Source organism: Aeromonas sp. MR7 (genome assembly GCF_963899385.1).
GTDB classification, from domain to species: domain Bacteria; phylum Pseudomonadota; class Gammaproteobacteria; order Enterobacterales; family Aeromonadaceae; genus Aeromonas; species Aeromonas bestiarum.
Window position 1 is genome coordinate 1 of sequence record NZ_CAWQXH010000012.1, and the last position, 15,509, is coordinate 15,509.

16 protein-coding genes and 1 rRNA gene are annotated in these 15,509 nt (G+C 60.7%); 9 read left to right on the forward strand and 8 right to left on the reverse strand.

Features of this window, described 5'->3' with window-relative positions; translation table 11 throughout:
* A 5S ribosomal RNA gene (gene rrf, locus AACW87_RS10940) occupies window positions 1–110 on the forward strand; the annotation flags it as partial.
* 89 nt (window positions 111–199) lie between these two features.
* Here the strand turns inward: rrf and AACW87_RS10945 are convergent.
* Both AACW87_RS10945 and AACW87_RS10950 read right to left on the reverse strand, forming a co-directional pair.
* Window positions 200–2,773: a bifunctional acetate--CoA ligase family protein/GNAT family N-acetyltransferase gene (locus tag AACW87_RS10945; RefSeq protein ID WP_241326729.1), complete on the reverse strand. Its 2,574-nt coding sequence runs from the start codon at window positions 2,771–2,773 to the stop codon at window positions 200–202.
* A 72-nt stretch (window positions 2,774–2,845) separates the two neighbouring features.
* Complete coding sequence (locus tag AACW87_RS10950; RefSeq protein ID WP_043139650.1) at window positions 2,846–3,037, reverse strand: hypothetical protein; 192 nt, start codon at window positions 3,035–3,037, stop codon at window positions 2,846–2,848.
* Window positions 3,038–3,207: 170 nt separating this feature from the next.
* On the opposite strand from AACW87_RS10950, the gene AACW87_RS10955 reads away from it, so the two are divergent.
* On the forward strand, window positions 3,208–4,080 hold the full coding sequence (locus AACW87_RS10955; RefSeq protein WP_241326730.1) for a hypothetical protein: 873 nt from the start codon (window positions 3,208–3,210) through the stop codon (window positions 4,078–4,080).
* Here AACW87_RS10955 and ilvY read toward each other — a convergent pair.
* Window positions 4,069–4,962, reverse strand: coding sequence for an HTH-type transcriptional activator IlvY (ilvY, locus tag AACW87_RS10960; RefSeq protein ID WP_241326731.1), 894 nt, complete (start codon window positions 4,960–4,962; stop codon window positions 4,069–4,071). The two genes, AACW87_RS10955 and ilvY, sit on opposite strands and share 12 nt — an antisense overlap.
* A 185-nt stretch (window positions 4,963–5,147) precedes the next feature.
* Between ilvY and ilvC the strand changes: the two genes are divergently transcribed.
* Window positions 5,148–6,629 carry a ketol-acid reductoisomerase gene (gene ilvC, locus AACW87_RS10965; RefSeq protein WP_241326732.1) on the forward strand — a complete coding sequence of 494 codons (1,482 nt, stop codon included), beginning with the start codon at window positions 5,148–5,150 and terminating at the stop codon, window positions 6,627–6,629.
* 157 nt (window positions 6,630–6,786) lie between these two features.
* Here ilvC and pgi read toward each other — a convergent pair whose 3' ends face one another.
* On the reverse strand, window positions 6,787–8,436 hold the full coding sequence (gene pgi, locus AACW87_RS10970) for a glucose-6-phosphate isomerase (protein WP_098981100.1): 1,650 nt from the start codon (window positions 8,434–8,436) through the stop codon (window positions 6,787–6,789).
* Window positions 8,437–8,867: 431 nt separating this feature from the next.
* Between pgi and AACW87_RS10975 the strand changes: the two genes are divergently transcribed.
* Window positions 8,868–9,056: a hypothetical protein gene (locus AACW87_RS10975; RefSeq protein ID WP_043139637.1), complete on the forward strand. Its 189-nt coding sequence runs from the start codon at window positions 8,868–8,870 to the stop codon at window positions 9,054–9,056.
* Between the two features lie 160 nt (window positions 9,057–9,216).
* On the opposite strand, the gene AACW87_RS10980 is transcribed toward AACW87_RS10975, so the two are convergent.
* From AACW87_RS10980 to coaBC, 4 genes are all read right to left on the reverse strand, one after another.
* Entirely contained in the window at window positions 9,217–10,053 is an 837-nt protein-coding gene (locus tag AACW87_RS10980; protein WP_042873341.1) for a mechanosensitive ion channel domain-containing protein, read from the reverse strand.
* A gap of 199 nt (window positions 10,054–10,252) precedes the next feature.
* Complete coding sequence (gene slmA, locus AACW87_RS10985) at window positions 10,253–10,849, reverse strand: nucleoid occlusion factor SlmA (protein ID WP_005321293.1); 597 nt, start codon at window positions 10,847–10,849, stop codon at window positions 10,253–10,255.
* Between the two features lie 68 nt (window positions 10,850–10,917).
* Window positions 10,918–11,376, reverse strand: a complete 459-nt coding sequence (gene dut, locus AACW87_RS10990) for a dUTP diphosphatase (RefSeq protein WP_043139630.1) — start codon at window positions 11,374–11,376, stop codon at window positions 10,918–10,920.
* Between the two features lie 110 nt (window positions 11,377–11,486).
* On the reverse strand, window positions 11,487–12,689 hold the full coding sequence (gene coaBC / locus AACW87_RS10995) for a bifunctional phosphopantothenoylcysteine decarboxylase/phosphopantothenate--cysteine ligase CoaBC (protein WP_241326733.1): 1,203 nt from the start codon (window positions 12,687–12,689) through the stop codon (window positions 11,487–11,489).
* 147 nt (window positions 12,690–12,836) lie between these two features.
* Here coaBC and radC point away from each other — a divergent pair, with 147 nt between their 5' ends.
* The 5 genes from radC (at window position 12,837) to mutM (ending at window position 15,449) form a co-directional block, all read left to right on the forward strand.
* The gene (radC, locus tag AACW87_RS11000; RefSeq protein ID WP_043139626.1) at window positions 12,837–13,511 is read left to right on the forward strand and encodes a RadC family protein; all 675 of its coding nucleotides are present in this window, start codon (window positions 12,837–12,839) and stop codon (window positions 13,509–13,511) included.
* 135 nt (window positions 13,512–13,646) lie between these two features.
* Window positions 13,647–13,883, forward strand: a complete 237-nt coding sequence (rpmB, locus tag AACW87_RS11005) for a 50S ribosomal protein L28 (RefSeq protein WP_005321271.1) — start codon at window positions 13,647–13,649, stop codon at window positions 13,881–13,883.
* Between the two features lie 11 nt (window positions 13,884–13,894).
* Window positions 13,895–14,062 carry a 50S ribosomal protein L33 gene (gene rpmG, locus AACW87_RS11010; RefSeq protein ID WP_005307500.1) on the forward strand — a complete coding sequence of 56 codons (168 nt, stop codon included), beginning with the start codon at window positions 13,895–13,897 and terminating at the stop codon, window positions 14,060–14,062.
* A gap of 94 nt (window positions 14,063–14,156) precedes the next feature.
* The gene (locus tag AACW87_RS11015; protein ID WP_241326734.1) at window positions 14,157–14,612 is read left to right on the forward strand and encodes a hypothetical protein; all 456 of its coding nucleotides are present in this window, start codon (window positions 14,157–14,159) and stop codon (window positions 14,610–14,612) included.
* Between the two features lie 24 nt (window positions 14,613–14,636).
* The gene (mutM, locus tag AACW87_RS11020; RefSeq protein WP_241326735.1) at window positions 14,637–15,449 is read left to right on the forward strand and encodes a bifunctional DNA-formamidopyrimidine glycosylase/DNA-(apurinic or apyrimidinic site) lyase; all 813 of its coding nucleotides are present in this window, start codon (window positions 14,637–14,639) and stop codon (window positions 15,447–15,449) included.
* The last annotated feature ends 60 nt before the right edge of the window (window positions 15,450–15,509 follow it).

Consider the following 15,509-nt stretch of genomic DNA (forward strand, 5'->3'; position numbering starts at 1 on the left):
CGGCCATAGCGCCGTGGAACCACCTGATCCCATGCCGAACTCAGAAGTGAAACGCGGTAGCGCCGATGGTAGTGTGGCATTCGCCATGCGAGAGTAGGACACTGCCAGGCACCCAACATTGAAAGCCTGCTCAGATGAGCGGGCTTTTTTATTGCCAGAAATCAGCCATTTATAAGCGATAAACAGCTGATTCCCTTCTTTATTGGCCCTGATTGGCACAGGGTAGCTCCATGTTGACCACCCCATCTTCCAGCTGGATGTCGATCTTGAAGCCAAGCCGCTTGGCCAGATTGATCATGCCGCGATTGCTGGGCATGGTCATGCCCGATAGCTGGCCAATGCCGCGCTCTCTGGCGTAGCGCACTATCTTCTCCATCATCAGCTTGCCGAGCCCGAGTCCTTTCAGGTCGGAACGTACCAGAATGGCAAACTCCGCATCGGACAGGTCCGGGTTGGAAATGGCCCGCACCACCCCGAGGATCTGCTGACTGAAGGCCCCGTCCTGCCCAATGGCCACGAAGGCCATCTCCCGGTCGTAGTCAATCTGGGTCATGCGGGCCAGCTCTTCATGACCTAGCTCCCCTACGTCGGCGAAGAAGCGCTTGTACCTGTCTTCGTCCGATACCTTGAGTACAAACTGCTTGTGCGCGGGTTCATCCTCCGGCCGGATCGGGCGCAGCAGAACATGACTCTGATCCTTGAGCCAGGCTCCCTCTTCCAGTTCGGTGGGATAGGGGCGTATGGCCAGTGTATTGCGTCCCTGCACCACAGGCATCAGCGTCAGGCTGGCATCCAGAATGACCATCTCGGCCCCACATGCCTGCAGCGGATGCAGGTCCAGCTCCTGGATCTCGGGGAAGGCCAGCAGCAGCTCCGACAGCTGGCACAGCACCTGACCGAGAGCATCGATATCGAGTTTTTCGGGGGTGGCCTGCTCGCGGATCTTGCGACTCTTGAGGGCTCCTATGATCTGGTAGCGTGCCAGCGCCTGGTTCAACGGCGGAAGTGCGGCCACCATCTCCTGCGGCTCGGCCCCCGATTCGCCGAGCAGGATGACGGGACCGAAGACAGGATCCTGTTGCAGGCGGATCCTCAGCTCCAGCCCGCCGCTGCGGCGCGCCATCCGTTGTACTAGCAACCCCTCGATACGCGCCCCCGGGTCGTGTTGCCTCACCCTGTCGAGAATGGCATCCGCTGCCTGGGCGACTTCGGCCGAGGTACGCAGGTTCAGCATGACGCCGTGCACCGCAGACTTGTGGGCAATATCCGGTGAGCGCAGTTTGACCGCGACCGGATAGCCGATCTGCTCTGCGGTCAGAGTGGCCTCGATGGCATCGGAGACGATCCAGGTCGGCAACGTAGAGAGCCCGGCGGCCTGCAGTATGGGGTGCACCAGATGGGTATCGAGCGTGAGCTGTTTGCGCTCCAGCGCTTGGCGGATCAACTGCTGACACAGCTCGGCGTTGAGCTTGTCGCCCTGCAGGGAGGCAGGGGTCTCCATCAGCTGCTTCTGGTTGCGGCGGTATTCCACCATGTGCATGAAGGCAGCGACGGCGCTCTCCGGAGTACGATAGGTCGGAAATCCGGCCTCGCTGAACAGACGACGCCCCTCTTGCGCCGAGTATTCTCCGGCCCAGTTGGTCAGGATATTGAAGCGCCTGGCCCTGGGATGTTGTTTGACGTAGGCGATCAGGCTGCGGGCCAGCTCGGCTCCGCGTGCCGTGAGGGAGGGGGCGTGAATGAGCAGGATGGCGTCGGCTTCATCCCCTTGCAGCAAGGTCTCCAGCGCCTGCCGATAGGCGGCAATATCGGCATCACTGCCGATGTCCCGCGGTGGCATGGCCAGTTTGCCGCCCCGCTCCAGCAGCACGTCGACTGCCATGTTGGCCAGTCCACGGCCATTGGAGATGATGGCCAATCTTTCCCCCTTGAGGGTCAGGGAGTGGCTCAGGGTCTCGACCGCGGCAAACAGCTCGTGGGTATCTCGTACCCGCAGCATGCCTGCGCGCCGAATGGCGGCATCGTAGACGTTGTCGAGGCCATTGGCCGGATCGTGGCGACCGCTCTTGAGCACCAGGATGGGCTTGTTGCGTGAGGCTGCCCGTGCTGCCGAGAGGAAGTGGCGGGCGTCGTGCAGCTTGTCCATGTAGAGCAGAATGGCGCGAGTGGTGCCATCGCGGGAGAGTTGATCCAGCAACTGGCCGAAGTCGATGTCACAGTGATCGCCGAGGGAGATGAAGGCGGAGAAACCCAGCTCATGTTGCTTGGCCCAATCCAGGATGGTGGTGCTGACGGCGGCTGACTGGGAGAGAAACGCCACCTGGCCAGGTTTGGCCGCGATGGGGGAAAAGCTGGCGTTGATGCCCTGACCCGGCAACAGCATGCCCATGCTGTTGGGGCCGAGCAGGCGAATGTCGTATTGGCGGCTCAGCTGTTGGAGCTGCGCTCTCTCCGGCATGGAGAAGTCGGCAGCCAGTATGATGGCAGCTCCGGTGCCTTTCTTGCCCAACTCTTCGATGAGTGGCAATACCCGTTCGCGTTTGGTGCATATGATGGCGAGATCGGGGGAGAGCGGCAGGCTGCTGATATCGGGATAGGCCAGTACGCCGGCGATGGCCTTGTTGTGCTGGCTGACCGGCAGTATGGGGCCCTTGAACTGGCCTGCGAGCAGGTGCCTGATCACCACATGACCCGCTTTCTGCGGGTTGGTCGAGGCACCGATGACGGCAATTGACTGGGGTTTGAAGAGCCGATCCAGGCCGCTTGGTTTCATGGGCACTCCCGTGGGTGGCGGATGGTGCCAGTGTAATACGCTTTGACTGCCTGTTCTGTGACCGGTTGCGGATCACTGTTTGGTGAGGGCGCTGGCTCGCAGATAAAACTTCATCTTGCCCTGGATCTGGCGCACCGCCGCCAGATGGCGTTCCTGCAGATAGATATCCTGCTCCCGATCCAGCGGGGTCTGCGGTACGCCCAGGCTTTGCAGGTACTCTTCAAACAGCTGTGAACTGTTGATTTCGATCAGATGACGCATCATGGCGAGGCTCCTTCCATTCAGGCTGAACGTAGAGTCTAGTCTGTGACCGCCATCTCGTTATGACCATTGTCAGATTTGACACGAGACGGCTCACACATCTGCGGGGCCGGGCTCAGTACCGGGCTCGCGCGCATTATAGTGAGTGCATGAAACGCTGAGGGGCGAGGTACATGATCAGAGTCTGGCTGTGGTGCATCGCACTCTTTGCGGGGGGGGCTCTGGCTGCCGAGTCGCACATTCGAGCCTGGAACCTGCTGCTGGATCATCCCAATCCGGCCGTGGCAGGCTTGCTGCGGCTGTCGCTCGATCTGACCGTGCCCGAATACGGGCCCTACCGCCTGAGTGCCAGCCCGCCGATGGAGCAGGGACGAGCCGTCAAGGAGTTGCAGGGTGGCGAGCTGGTGCAGATCGGGGTATTCGCGCCCGATGAGGAGCGGGAACGTACCCTGCTTCCTATCCATATTCCGCTGGCGAAGGGGTTGCTGGGCTGGCGGGTCTGCCTCATCCGGCAGGGAGATGAGGGGCGGTTTGCCAGGATCCACTCCTTGGCTGACTGGCATCACTCCGGGCTCACCATAGGCCAGCACAGATCCTGGCCCGATACCCGCCTGCTCAAGACGAATGGTCTCAGGGTCGTGGTCGGCAGCCTGTATGAGGCCCTGTTCAACATGCTGCGCAAGCAGCGCTTCGACTGCTTCCTGCGCTCCGTCATCGAAATAGAAGATGAGCTCAAGTCACATCCGGATTTGGCCATAGAGCCTCATCTGGTATTTCGTTATCCGCTGGCGCTGCTGTTTTTTGTCTCGCCCAAATATCCCGAGCTGGCACAACGCATCGAGCTGGGATTGCAGCGGGCGTGCCAATCGAGTGCCTTCGATCGGGTCTTTGAGGAGGGGTTCGGCAGTACCATTCGTCGGTTGAAGCTGGATGAGCGGGTCATGCTGGAGTTGGATAACCCGGATCTGCCCGCCAGCAGCCGCGCCATGATGGCCGACCCGACCCTCATTTATGCACCGGTCGCGGTCAGCCCGTCAGCGCAGTGACCCCTGGCCGCGCGCCGTATCCCAGAAGGCGCGGATCAGCGGCTCTTCCAGCCGCTTCTTGAGCACGGCGATGCCGACATCGAACGGCTTGAGCGCCGGTCTGGGTTCGACGATGCGTACCTTCTCCCCCATGGGGCTGTGATCGATCACGGCGGCAGGCACCAGCCCGACGCCAAAACCGAGCGCCACCATGGCGACTATGCCCTCGTTGCCCGCCACCTCGGCATAGATGTTGGGGGCTATGCCCTTGTTGCGAAACCACTGGTCACAGCGCTTTCGCGCCAGACCCTGCTCGGAGAGGATCAGCGGCAGCCGCTCCCAGTCGGGCTCTCCCTGCAAGAACCACTGGTTGGGTTGAGGTGGGTTGCGTGGGGCGATGAACACCAACGGCACCTGTTGCAGGCTGGCAAACTCCAGCTTGGACGAGAGGGCATCGGGGCGGGCGGCTATGGCGAGATCGGCCTCGTCCGTCAGGATCTTGTCCACCGCCAGCGCCGGGTCGCCGGTCTCCAGCTTGATCTCCAGCTGGGGATAGCGGCGACGAAAGCGCTCCAGCACCTCGGGCAGCAGAAAGTAGCTGGCGGTAACCGAGCAGAACACCCGCAGCCGCCCTTGCAGCGGTTCGTCGCTGCGTTTGAGCTCCTGCTTGAGCTGACGCCACTCCTGCAACAGGCCGCCGCCGAACTCCCGCAGCTTCTCGCCAGCGGGGGTTAATCGCACCGAGCGGTTGTCCCGATCGAACAGCACGCAGCCGGTCTCCTGCTCCAGTCGCTGGATGGCTCGGCTCAGGGTGGAGGGGCTGACCGCCATGGCATCGGCGCTCTTGCCGAAGTGGAGTGAGTCGGCGAGGTGGAGAAACAGCTCGAGATTGCGAAGGTCCATCTTTCAATTCCTGCAGCGGCGCTTGCCGATCTGGGATGACACAGGGTGAGATTGCCAAGAATCATCTTTCAATTCTTGCAACATACTGTTTCGAATATATCAGTTCAGGCAATAAGTGTCCCGCGCTATAGTGGTTCAGACAACGCCGTCATCCGGCATGGAATCAATCTAACGGAGCAATCACCATGGCTAACTATTTCAACACCTTGAACCTGCGTCAGCAGTTGGCCCAGCTGGGCAAGTGTCGTTTCATGCAGCGGGCGGAATTCGCCGACGGTTGCGACGTGCTGAAGGGCAAGAAGGTGGTGATTGTGGGCTGTGGTGCCCAGGGTCTGAACCAGGGTTTGAACATGCGCGACTCCGGGCTGGATATCTCCTATGCCCTGCGCAAGGCCGCCATCACCGAGAAACGTGCCTCCTGGCAGAAGGCCACCGACAACGGCTTCGCGGTCGGTACCTATGAAGAGCTGATCCCGAGCGCCGATCTGGTGCTGAACCTGACCCCGGACAAGCAGCACTCCGACGTGGTGAAAACCGTGATGCCGCTGATGAAACAAGGCGCCGCGCTGGGCTACTCCCACGGCTTCAACGTGGTGGAAGAGGGTCAGCAGATCCGCGCCGACATCACGGTCATCATGGTGGCGCCCAAGTGCCCGGGTACCGAGGTGCGTGAAGAGTACAAGCGCGGCTTCGGCGTGCCGACCCTGCTGGCGGTACACCCGGAGAACGATCCCAAGGGTGAAGGCATGGCCATCGCCAAGGCGTGGGCTTCTGCCACCGGTGGCGACCGTGCCGGCGTACTGGAATCCTCCTTCGTTGCGGAAGTGAAATCTGACCTGATGGGCGAGCAGACCATCCTCTGCGGCATGCTGCAGGCCGGTTCTCTGCTCTGCTACGACAAGCTGGTTGCCGAAGGGACAGACCCGGCCTACGCCGGCAAGCTGATCCAGTTCGGTTGGGAGACCATCACCGAAGCCCTAAAGCAGGGTGGCATCAGCCTGATGATGGACAGGCTCTCCAACCCGGCCAAGCTGCGCGCCTTCGAGCTCTCCGAGCAACTGCGCACCCTGATGCGCCCGCTGTTCGAGAAGCACATGGATGACATCATCGCCGGTGAGTTCTCCCGCGGCATGATGGCCGACTGGGCCGAAGACGATGCCAAGCTGTTCGGCTGGCGCGAAGAGACCGGCAAGTCCGCCTTCGAAAACGCTCCGGCGTTCGCGGGCAAGATTGCCGAGCAGGAGTATTTCGACAATGGCGTTGTGATGGTGGCCATGGTCAAGGCGGGTGTCGAGCTGGCGTTCGAGACCATGGTGGCTTCCGGCATCTACGAGGAGTCCGCCTACTACGAATCCCTGCACGAGCTGCCGCTGATCGCCAACACAGTCGCTCGCAAGCGTCTGTACGAGATGAACGTGGTCATCTCCGACACCGCCGAGTACGGCAACTACCTGTTCGCCAACGCCGCCGTGCCCTTGCTGCGTGAGCACTTCATGCCGACTCTGAAGGCCGGTGATCTGGGTGCCAGCAAGGCGGAAGGGCAGAGCGTTGATAACCTGGCGCTGCTGGCGGCCAATGAGGCGACTCGCAACCACCCCATCGAAGCGATCGGTCAGGTACTGCGCGGCTACATGAAGGACATGAAGCGTATCGCCGTTGGCGGTTAAGCCGGCAGCGAGCTGGATGATGAAGGGGCGGGGATGACGATCCCCGTCGCCGGTCGGACTGGACACCCGACCGGCCAGCCAGAAAAACCAGCCCGACCCGCCATAAAAAAGCCCCGCTCATCGAGCGGGGCTTTTGCATTCAGAAAGGCCGGATAAATCAGGCTTTCCACGCTTTCCAGGTGTTGATCAGGCCATTGGTGGAGCCGTCGTGGCTGGTGACGGCCGCATCGGTGTTGAGCTCCGGCAGTATCTTGTTGGCCAGCTGTTTGCCCAGTTCCACGCCCCACTGATCGAAGCTGAAGATGTTCAGGATGGCGCCCTGCACGAAGATCTTGTGCTCGTACATGGCGATCAGGGAACCCAGCGTCTTCGGGGTCAGGCTCTTGAACAGTATGCTGTTGGTCGGGCGGTTGCCTTCGAACACCTTGAACGGCACCAGATCCTTGACCTGCTCCAGGGTTTTGCCGGCAGCCAGGAACTCGGCTTCGACCTGTTCCTTGCTCTTGCCGAAGGCCAGTGCCTCGGTCTGGGCGAAGAAGTTGGCCAGCAGTTTCGGATGGTGATCGCCGATCGGGTTGTGGCTGATGGCCGGCGCCAGGAAGTCACAGGGGATCAGCTTGGTGCCCTGGTGGATCAGCTGGTAGAAGGCGTGCTGGCCGTTGGTGCCCGGCTCACCCCAGATGATGGGGCCAGTCTGGTAGTCAACCGGCTTGCCGTTGCGATCCACCTGCTTGCCGTTGGATTCCATGTTGCCCTGCTGGAAATAGGCAGGGAAGCGGTGCATGTACTGATCGTACGGCAGAATGGCTTCGGACTCGGCACCGTGGAAGTTGTTGTACCACAGGCCGATCAGCGCCAGCAGCACAGGCAGGTTCTGCTCATAGGAGGCAGTGGCGAAGTGCATGTCCATCTCGAAGGCGCCTTGCAGCAGGGCTTCGAAGTGCTCGAAACCGACGGACAGGGCGATGGGCATGCCGATGGCAGACCAGGAGGAGTAGCGGCCGCCAACCCAGTCCCAGAACTCGAACATGTTGTTGGTGTCGATGCCGAACTCGGCCACGGCCTTGCCATTGGTGGAGAGCGCAGCGAAGTGCTTGGCAACATGGGCCTTGTCACCGGCGATCTTGATGAACCAGTCGCGGGCGGTCAGGGCGTTGGTCATGGTCTCCTGAGTGGTGAAGGTCTTGGAGGCCACCAGGAACAGGGTGGTTTCCGGATCGATCTTCTTCAGGGTTTCGGCGATGTGGGTGCCATCGACGTTGGAGACGAAGTGCATCTGCAGGTGGTTTTTGTAGGGGCGTAGCGCCTCTGTGATCATCACAGGGCCGAGGTCCGAGCCACCGATACCTATGTTGACCACGTGCTGGATCGCCTTGCCGGTGTAGCCTTTCCACTCGCCGGAGATGATCTTCTCGCAGAAGCCCTTCATCTTGGCCAGCACGGCGTTCACTTCCGGCATCACGTCCTTGCCATCGCACTCGATGGGACGGTCGGAGCGGTTGCGCAGGGCCACGTGCAGTACGGAGCGACCCTCGGTCATGTTGATCTTGTCACCGTTGAACATGGCATCGATCGCGCTGCGAAGATCGGTCTCTTTGGCCAGATCAACCAGCAACTTGAGGGTTTCCTCGGTGATCAGGTTCTTGGAGTAGTCGACCAGAATGTCGCCGCCAAAGGTGAGGGAGAACTTGTCGAAGCGCTTCGGGTCCTGCGCGAACAGATCCTTGAGTCGAGTCTCTTTGTTAGCTGCAAAATGGGCTTCCAGCGCCTGCCAGGCCTGGGTCTGGGTTGGATTGATATTTTTCATAGGATTACCGATCTTCCAAGTTGTGTTTGAACCTTGCAGGCAAGGCTCCCGCCAAACCTTATTATTCGAGCACTCTATCGGGCCATTATACCGGGCTCATTGCGCGGCCCGTGTAACAGAGCTTTACCAATTGTCTGCCATCGAAGGAGTTTACAACCAAAACGCTGCGATTATGAGTCACTCGTGGTCAGGGGATCTTGAGTTTGCTCATACTTCACCCGGCTTGCGCGGGTTGAAAGGGCTTTCATCTATGGCTGGCCGCGGCTTGCTGCCTGGCAAGTTAGTGTTACAGCCAAAGGGGTATCTGACAGCCGCCTTTCGGCTCATTTTATGAGCAAACGCAAGTTGTCGGGATGAGGCCTTGGCTAGCATATGAGCCGAATGGACGAGATCTCCCAGGGATGGCCACTGTCTGGAATGAGGAGATCGATATGAAACACGTTTTATCCCTGTTTGCCCTGAGCCTGATCGCCACCGGCCTCATCGGCCTGTTGACCATGGTGCTGACCAGTGCGGCGCCAACCCTGGAGATTCGGGTGCTGGCCGTGATCGGCGCCGTCCTGGGGGGCTATGTGCTGGTGCAGCCGTTGCTCAACCGGGTCGCTCGTCGGCTGGGGTAAGGGGTTCCGCCGCCTGTATGGATGGGCGTGCTGGTCCAGGATGACAGCTGAGCAAATTCCGGCCCCGGTGGCCGGATTTTTTATGCCTGTGGCGCGCACATGAGGCCCAGAAACGACCATGCCAGCACTAAGGCTGGCATGGTGGCACTCAGGTCCGGGTTCAGGCCTGGGGTTTTTGCATGTGCATGACCATCTGCGGGAAGGGGATCTCGACACCTTCGGCGTCGAAAGTCAGCTTCACCTTCTCGTGAAAGTCGAACCAGACACCCCAGTAATCGGCGGTCTTGACCCAGGGGCGTACCACTATATTGACCGAGGAGTCGGCCAGGGCGGCGACGGCTATGGTAGCGGCCGGATCCTTCAGGATGCGCGGCTCTTCATTCACCAGGCGTTCCAGGATCTGTTTGGCCTTGCGCAGGTCCGAGCCATAGCCGATGCCGAAGGTCATGTCGACGCGACGGGTATCCATGCGCGAGTAGTTGACTATGGTGCCGTTGAGGATGGCGGAGTTGGGTACCACCACCATCTTGTTGTCACCCGAGGTGAGGGTGGTGGTAAACAGCTGAACGGACTGCACCACACCCGCAGTGCCCGCCACTTCGATGAACTCGCCCGCCTTGATGGGGCGGAAGATGATCAGCAGGAAGCCGGCGGCGAAGTTGGAGAGCGAGCCTTGCAGCGCCAGACCAATGGCCAGACCGGCGGCACCTATGATGGCGACGAAGGAGGCGGTCTGTACCCCGACCCGACCCAGGGCGGCGATCACCACGAACACCAAAATGGTGTACTTGAGGATGCTGCCGACGAAATGGGTGACTGTGATGTCCAGCTTGCGGGCCTGCATTACCTTGACCACTGCGCTGCTGAGGAGGTTGGCGGCGATGTAACCGATCAGCAGGGTGATCAGGGAGGCCGCGATGTTGACGGCATACTCGATCAGCAGGCCCTGGTTATTGACCAGCCAGGTCTGCGCTTCGGTAATGATTTCGGGTTCCATAGGATGTCCTGTCAGGCAGTAAAGGTTTATGACGCATGAATCTAACACTGGAATGCGACAATCCGGGTCGCATCTGGTGCTCATCCCCTCTTTTTTGCCACAAAAAACAAGGGAGGCCAAGGCCTCCCTGTTTGCACCAACCCGTCTGGACCAGCGTTGTTGCTGATGATTGCGGCTGAATAGCCGCTGGGCTGAGTGGTCAGCTTTGCAGCAACTGGCTGCGGATGAACAGCCATTGATCCTCGAAGCCGGCGGTGGGCTTGAGTTTGAACTCGGAACGGACAAACTGGCTTATCCGTCCCTCGGTATAGGCCAGCAGCAGATTGGCCAGCATGGTCTCGTCGAGCTGGAATCCCTGGCCTTCCCGCAGCCGCTTTTCCCGCAGTACCTGCTTGATCTGGGTCTCCAGCTTGTCGAACAGAATGCTGATGCGATCCCGCAGCCGATCGTGTTCGCCCAGCAGGGCGTCGCCGTTGAGGATGCGGGTGATGCCGGGGTTGCGCTCGGCGAACACCAGCAGCAGCTGAAGGATGTGATGGCAGCGAGCCATGGTGTCCTTCTCTTCCGCCATGATCAGGTTGACCCGTGACAGCAGGGAATCCTCGATAAAGTCGATCAGCCCCTCGAACATCCGCGCCTTGCTGGGAAAATGTCGATAGAGGGCTGCCTCAGAGACACCCACCTCGGCCGCCAGACGTGCCGTGGTGATACGCTGGCCAGGACTGGTCTCCAGCATATGGGCGAGTGCTTGCAGGATCTGATCGCGCCGACTCTGTTTCTGATTACTGCTTGCCATGGATTCCCCTAAAAAAACAATGGCTTGATTCTATTATTAGGCACAGGCCCAAGGGCCCGTGTGGTCTGTTATTGGCGACCAGAAGAACCAAAACCGCCTTCACCCCGTTCACTCTGATTGAACTCATCGACCAGTTGGAAGCTGGCCTGAACCACCGGCATGATCACCAGCTGGGCGATGCGTTCGCCTGGCTGCATGGTGAAGCTGTCGTTGCCACGGTTCCAGACCGAGACCATCAGCTGGCCCTGGTAATCGGAATCGATGAGGCCCACCAGGTTGCCCAGCACTATGCCGTGCTTATGGCCGAGGCCGGAGCGGGGCAGAATGGTGGCACACAGGCCGGGATCCTGGATGTGGATGGCCAGACCGGTCGGTACCAGGGTGGTATCGCCCGGTGCCAGCGTGATGGGCGCATCCAGCAGGGCGCGCAGATCCATGCCGGCAGAGCCCGGTGTGGCATAGGCGGGCAGCGGGTAGTCGGTGCCGATGCGGGCATCCAGAATCTTCAATTCAATTTGTGTTGTCATGGATAGTTCGTTTTTCAATGAGTGCTTGTGTGGACGCCCAGCATGGCCAGTGCAGTCTGTGTCGTCGTGAATCGTTCGCCTGCCGGGCGTGCCGGCAGACGGGCCGGGTGCTAGCCCCGGTAGTGACGCGCAATCAGGGCGATGAGGTGACGGGCCAGCGTCAGCTTATCGGCCAGCGGCAGAGGGGCTTGACCCCCTTGCCAGAACACGGTCAGGGCGTTGTCATCGGCGTTGAAGCCCTGGCCCGCGCGGGACACGTCGTTGGCGGCGATCATGTCCAGCCGCTTACGCTGCAGTTTGTCGAGGGCGTATTGTTCCACATCCACGGTTTCGGCGGCAAATCCGACGGTGAAGGGCTTGTCTGACAGCGCCCCCACGGCGGCTATGATGTCGGGATTCTTGACCAGCTTCACCACCATCTGGTCGTTGTCGCCGGTCTTCTTGATCTTCTGGTTGGCGACCTGCTCGGGGCGGTAGTCGGCCACGGCGGCGCAGCCAATGAAGAGATCGCAGTCGGCCACCCGGCTCATCACCGCCTGATGCATCTGCTCTGCGCTCTCCACATCGACTCGTACTACTCCACCCGGTGTCGGCAGGGCGACCGGCCCGCTCACCAGCGTCACCTCGGCACCCGCCTCACGGGCGGCGCGGGCGATGGCGTAACCCATCTTGCCGGAGCTGTGGTTGCTGATGTAGCGCACCGGATCCAGCGGCTCGCGGGTCGGCCCTGCGGTGAGCAGCAGCCTGACGCCAGCCAGCAGCGGCTCGGCGGCCAGTTGCTGGCAGCAACGCTCTACCAGTTCGAGGGGATCCAGCATCCGGCCCGGGCCCACGTCGCCACAGGCCTGGCTGCCTGAATCCGGCCCCCACAGCAGGATGCCGCGACCGGCCAGGGTCTGAAGGTTGGCCTGGGTGGCGGCGTTGAGATACATCTGCTGGTTCATGGCCGGGGCCAGTGCCACCGGTGCCGGTGTCGCCAGACAGAGGGTGGTGAGCAGTTCGTCGGCCATGCCGGCGGCCATGCGGGCCATCAGATTGGCGCTGGCCGGGGCGATCAGTACCAGATCCGCCCACTTGGCCAGCTCGATGTGGCCCATGCCCGCCTCGGCGGCGGGATCCAGCAGGCTGTCTGCCACCGGATGGCCGGAGACGGCCTGCAGGGTCAGCGGGGTGATGAACTCCTTGGCGGAGCGGGTCATCACCACCCGTACCTCGGCTCCCTGATCTTTCAGGCGGCGTACCAGTTCGGCACTCTTGTAGGCGGCGATCCCGCCACTGACACCCAACAGGATGCGTTTATCGGCCAATCTCATCTGCTGCTTCTCTTCCGGCTCACTCTGACTGGTCGGCTAAGATACCACAGGCAAGGGATGACGACAGAGGCTGACATGGGGGACTTGTGGTCGGGCTCCCGCGATTTTTTGCTATGTTTTCTCTCAATAGGCATGAGGGAGAGACAAATGAGCATCAAGGAATGGCCAGAGGATGAGCGTCCCCGAGAGAAGCTATTGCGCCAGGGGCCCGGCGCCTTGTCCGATGCCGAGTTGCTGGCCATCTTCCTGCGCACCGGCGTCAACGGGCTGAGCGCGGTGGATCTCTCGCGCCAGCTGTTGCAGCAGTTCGGATCCTTGCGGGCACTGCTCGGCGCCGAGCAGTCGGCCTTCTGCGATGCTCATGGGCTGGGTCCGGCCAAATACGCCCAGTTGCAGGCAGTGCTGGAGATGGGCAAGCGTCATCTGGCCGAGCAGTTGCAGCGGGGCGATGCCCTCACCTCGCCCCAGTTGACCCGGGATTATCTGCAGGCCCAGCTGCGGGATCGGCCGCGAGAAGTGTTCGCCTTGTTGCTCCTAGACAACCAGCACAGAGTGATTCAATTCGTTGAACTTTTTTACGGAACCCTCGACTCGGCGAGCGTCTGGCCCAGAGAAATCGTGCAGATCGCGCTCAAACATAATGCAGCCGCCGTGATTCTGGCGCATAATCACCCGTCCGGCGTGGCCGAGCCCAGTCGGGCCGACCGCCAGATCACGGATCGGATCTTGGCCGCCTTGGCCCTGATCGATATCAGAGTGCTGGATCACTTGGTGATCGGTGATGGCATCACGGTTTCTTTTGCAGAGCGTGGTTGGTTGTAACTGGCTCTGGCACTGTATTAGTTGATCTTTGATCACGGATGCTGTATAAAATGCCGCCTTCTGTTTGCCCCGCAATCGAAGGCCAGCGGGGCAGATATTTGCTCGAGCAATGAAGTAAGATTTGGAGAGACTGACATGTCTAGAGTATGCCAAGTAACCGGCAAGCGCCCGGCAGTTGGTAACAACCGTTCGCACGCTAACAACGCTACCAAGCGTCGTTTCCTGCCGAACCTGCACACTCACCGTTTTTGGGTTGAGGGTGAAAAACGCTTCGTAAGTCTGCGCGTATCCGCAAAAGGCATGCGTATCATCGACAAGCGTGGCGTTGAAGTGGTTCTGGCTGAACTGCGCGCCAGCGGTGTTAAGGTATAAGGAATTAGATCATGGCTAAAGGTATTCGCGAGAAAATTCGTCTGAACTCCAGCGCCGGTACTGGTCACTTCTATACCACTACCAAGAACAAGCGCACCATGCCCGAAAAAATGGAGATCAAAAAGTTTGATCCCGTTGTTCGTCAGCATGTGATCTACAAGGAAGGCAAAATCAAGTAATTACTTGATGCTGCATTCCCAAAAAACCCGGCCTCGTGCCGGGTTTTTTTATGGCTGGAATTCAGTACACTGCCGGTTCGAAGGGAGGCTTGCCATGTTCAGATTGAGCCGCAAAGGCTGGAATAACGTGATCATAGTGGCCGTGCTGGCGGTGATCACCCTGCTGCACCGGCTGGAGATAGCCCAGCAGGAGAACAGCGCCCAGCGCGCCCGTCCCCTGTTGCCGGACAGCGCCGTCGTGCTTACCTGGCAGGGGCCGAGCTGGCAGATCGAGCGCATCGGTCAGGGCTGGCGCAGCGGGCCGGATCTGGGGCTCAGCAGTGCCCAGCTGGCCGCTCGCATCGAAGGCTGGCAGGGGTGGTTGTTGCCACCGGGTAGCGCCGTGCGCGGCACGCCGGTCACCCTCAAGATCTGGGTCGCCGGTCAGAGCGATCCGATTGAAGTGGGGCTCTATCAGGACCGCGGCAAGTTTGCCGCCCTGCTGCCCCCTTCGACCTGGCTCAGCCTGAGTCAGGAGCAGTACCGCAGCCTGCTGCGTCCCACCCCCTAATCCATTTTCGAGCGAGAGGACCCCATGCCTGAATTACCGGAAGTTGAAGTCAGCCGCCAGGGCATCTCTCCCTGGCTCACCGGCATCAAGGTCACTCGCGTCGTGGTGCGGGATGGCCGGCTGCGCTGGCCGGTGTCGGGCGAAATCCAGGAGCTGGTGGATCTCGTCATCCACAGGGTCAGCCGTCGCGCCAAGTACCTGCTGCTGGAGACCGACTTCGGCACCGCCATCCTGCATCTGGGCATGTCCGGCAGCCTGCGGGTGCTGAATATCGGCACCCCGGCCGAGAAACACGACCACGTGGATATAGAGCTCGCCAACGGCAAGCTGCTGCGGCTCAACGATCCGCGCCGCTTCGGTGCCCTGCTGTGGACCCGTGAACCGGCCGAGGCGCACGCCCTGCTGGCCAAACTGGGGCCGGAGCCGCTCACCGACGCCTTTAGCGCCGACTACCTGCAGGGGCGCGCCAAGGGGCGCAGCACCCCCATCAAGACCTTCCTGATGGACAATCATGTGGTGGTCGGGGTGGGCAACATCTACGCCAACGAGGCGCTCTATGCCGCCGGCATTCATCCCAAGCGGGCGGCGGGCAACATCAGCGCCGAGCGACTGGCCACCCTGGTAGCCGAGATCAAGCGGGTACTGGCCGAGGCCATCAAACAGGGTGGCACCACCCTCAAGGATTTCACCAGCGCCGATGGCAAACCTGGCTATTTCGTGCAGCAGTTGCAGGTCTATGGGCGAGGTGGCCAGCCCTGTTTTCATTGTCACACCCTGCTCAGTGAAATCCGGCTGGGGCAGAGAACCACGGTGTTTTGCTCCCACTGCCAGCGCTGATTGGCCGTTATTTTGGCCAAAAACGGCCAAGTTGTAAGAGAGTATTTCCAGTCTGTTGAA

Bases quoted from the DNA above. Each gene is read 5' to 3' on its own strand.
- AACW87_RS10945 (WP_241326729.1), bottom strand. From the start codon at position 2,773: ATGAAACCAAGCGGCCTGGATCGGCTCTTCAAACCCCAGTCAATTGCC.
- AACW87_RS10950 (WP_043139650.1), bottom strand. From the start codon at position 3,037: ATGATGCGTCATCTGATCGAAATCAACAGTTCACAGCTGTTTGAAGAG.
- AACW87_RS10955 (WP_241326730.1), top strand. From the start codon at position 3,208: ATGATCAGAGTCTGGCTGTGGTGCATCGCACTCTTTGCGGGGGGGGCT.
- ilvY (WP_241326731.1), bottom strand. From the start codon at position 4,962: ATGGACCTTCGCAATCTCGAGCTGTTTCTCCACCTCGCCGACTCACTC.
- ilvC (WP_241326732.1), top strand. From the start codon at position 5,148: ATGGCTAACTATTTCAACACCTTGAACCTGCGTCAGCAGTTGGCCCAG.
- pgi (WP_098981100.1), bottom strand. From the start codon at position 8,436: ATGAAAAATATCAATCCAACCCAGACCCAGGCCTGGCAGGCGCTGGAA.
- AACW87_RS10975 (WP_043139637.1), top strand. From the start codon at position 8,868: ATGAAACACGTTTTATCCCTGTTTGCCCTGAGCCTGATCGCCACCGGC.
- AACW87_RS10980 (WP_042873341.1), bottom strand. From the start codon at position 10,053: ATGGAACCCGAAATCATTACCGAAGCGCAGACCTGGCTGGTCAATAAC.
- slmA (WP_005321293.1), bottom strand. From the start codon at position 10,849: ATGGCAAGCAGTAATCAGAAACAGAGTCGGCGCGATCAGATCCTGCAA.
- dut (WP_043139630.1), bottom strand. From the start codon at position 11,376: ATGACAACACAAATTGAATTGAAGATTCTGGATGCCCGCATCGGCACC.
- coaBC (WP_241326733.1), bottom strand. From the start codon at position 12,689: ATGAGATTGGCCGATAAACGCATCCTGTTGGGTGTCAGTGGCGGGATC.
- radC (WP_043139626.1), top strand. From the start codon at position 12,837: ATGAGCATCAAGGAATGGCCAGAGGATGAGCGTCCCCGAGAGAAGCTA.
- rpmB (WP_005321271.1), top strand. From the start codon at position 13,647: ATGTCTAGAGTATGCCAAGTAACCGGCAAGCGCCCGGCAGTTGGTAAC.
- rpmG (WP_005307500.1), top strand. From the start codon at position 13,895: ATGGCTAAAGGTATTCGCGAGAAAATTCGTCTGAACTCCAGCGCCGGT.
- AACW87_RS11015 (WP_241326734.1), top strand. From the start codon at position 14,157: ATGTTCAGATTGAGCCGCAAAGGCTGGAATAACGTGATCATAGTGGCC.
- mutM (WP_241326735.1), top strand. From the start codon at position 14,637: ATGCCTGAATTACCGGAAGTTGAAGTCAGCCGCCAGGGCATCTCTCCC.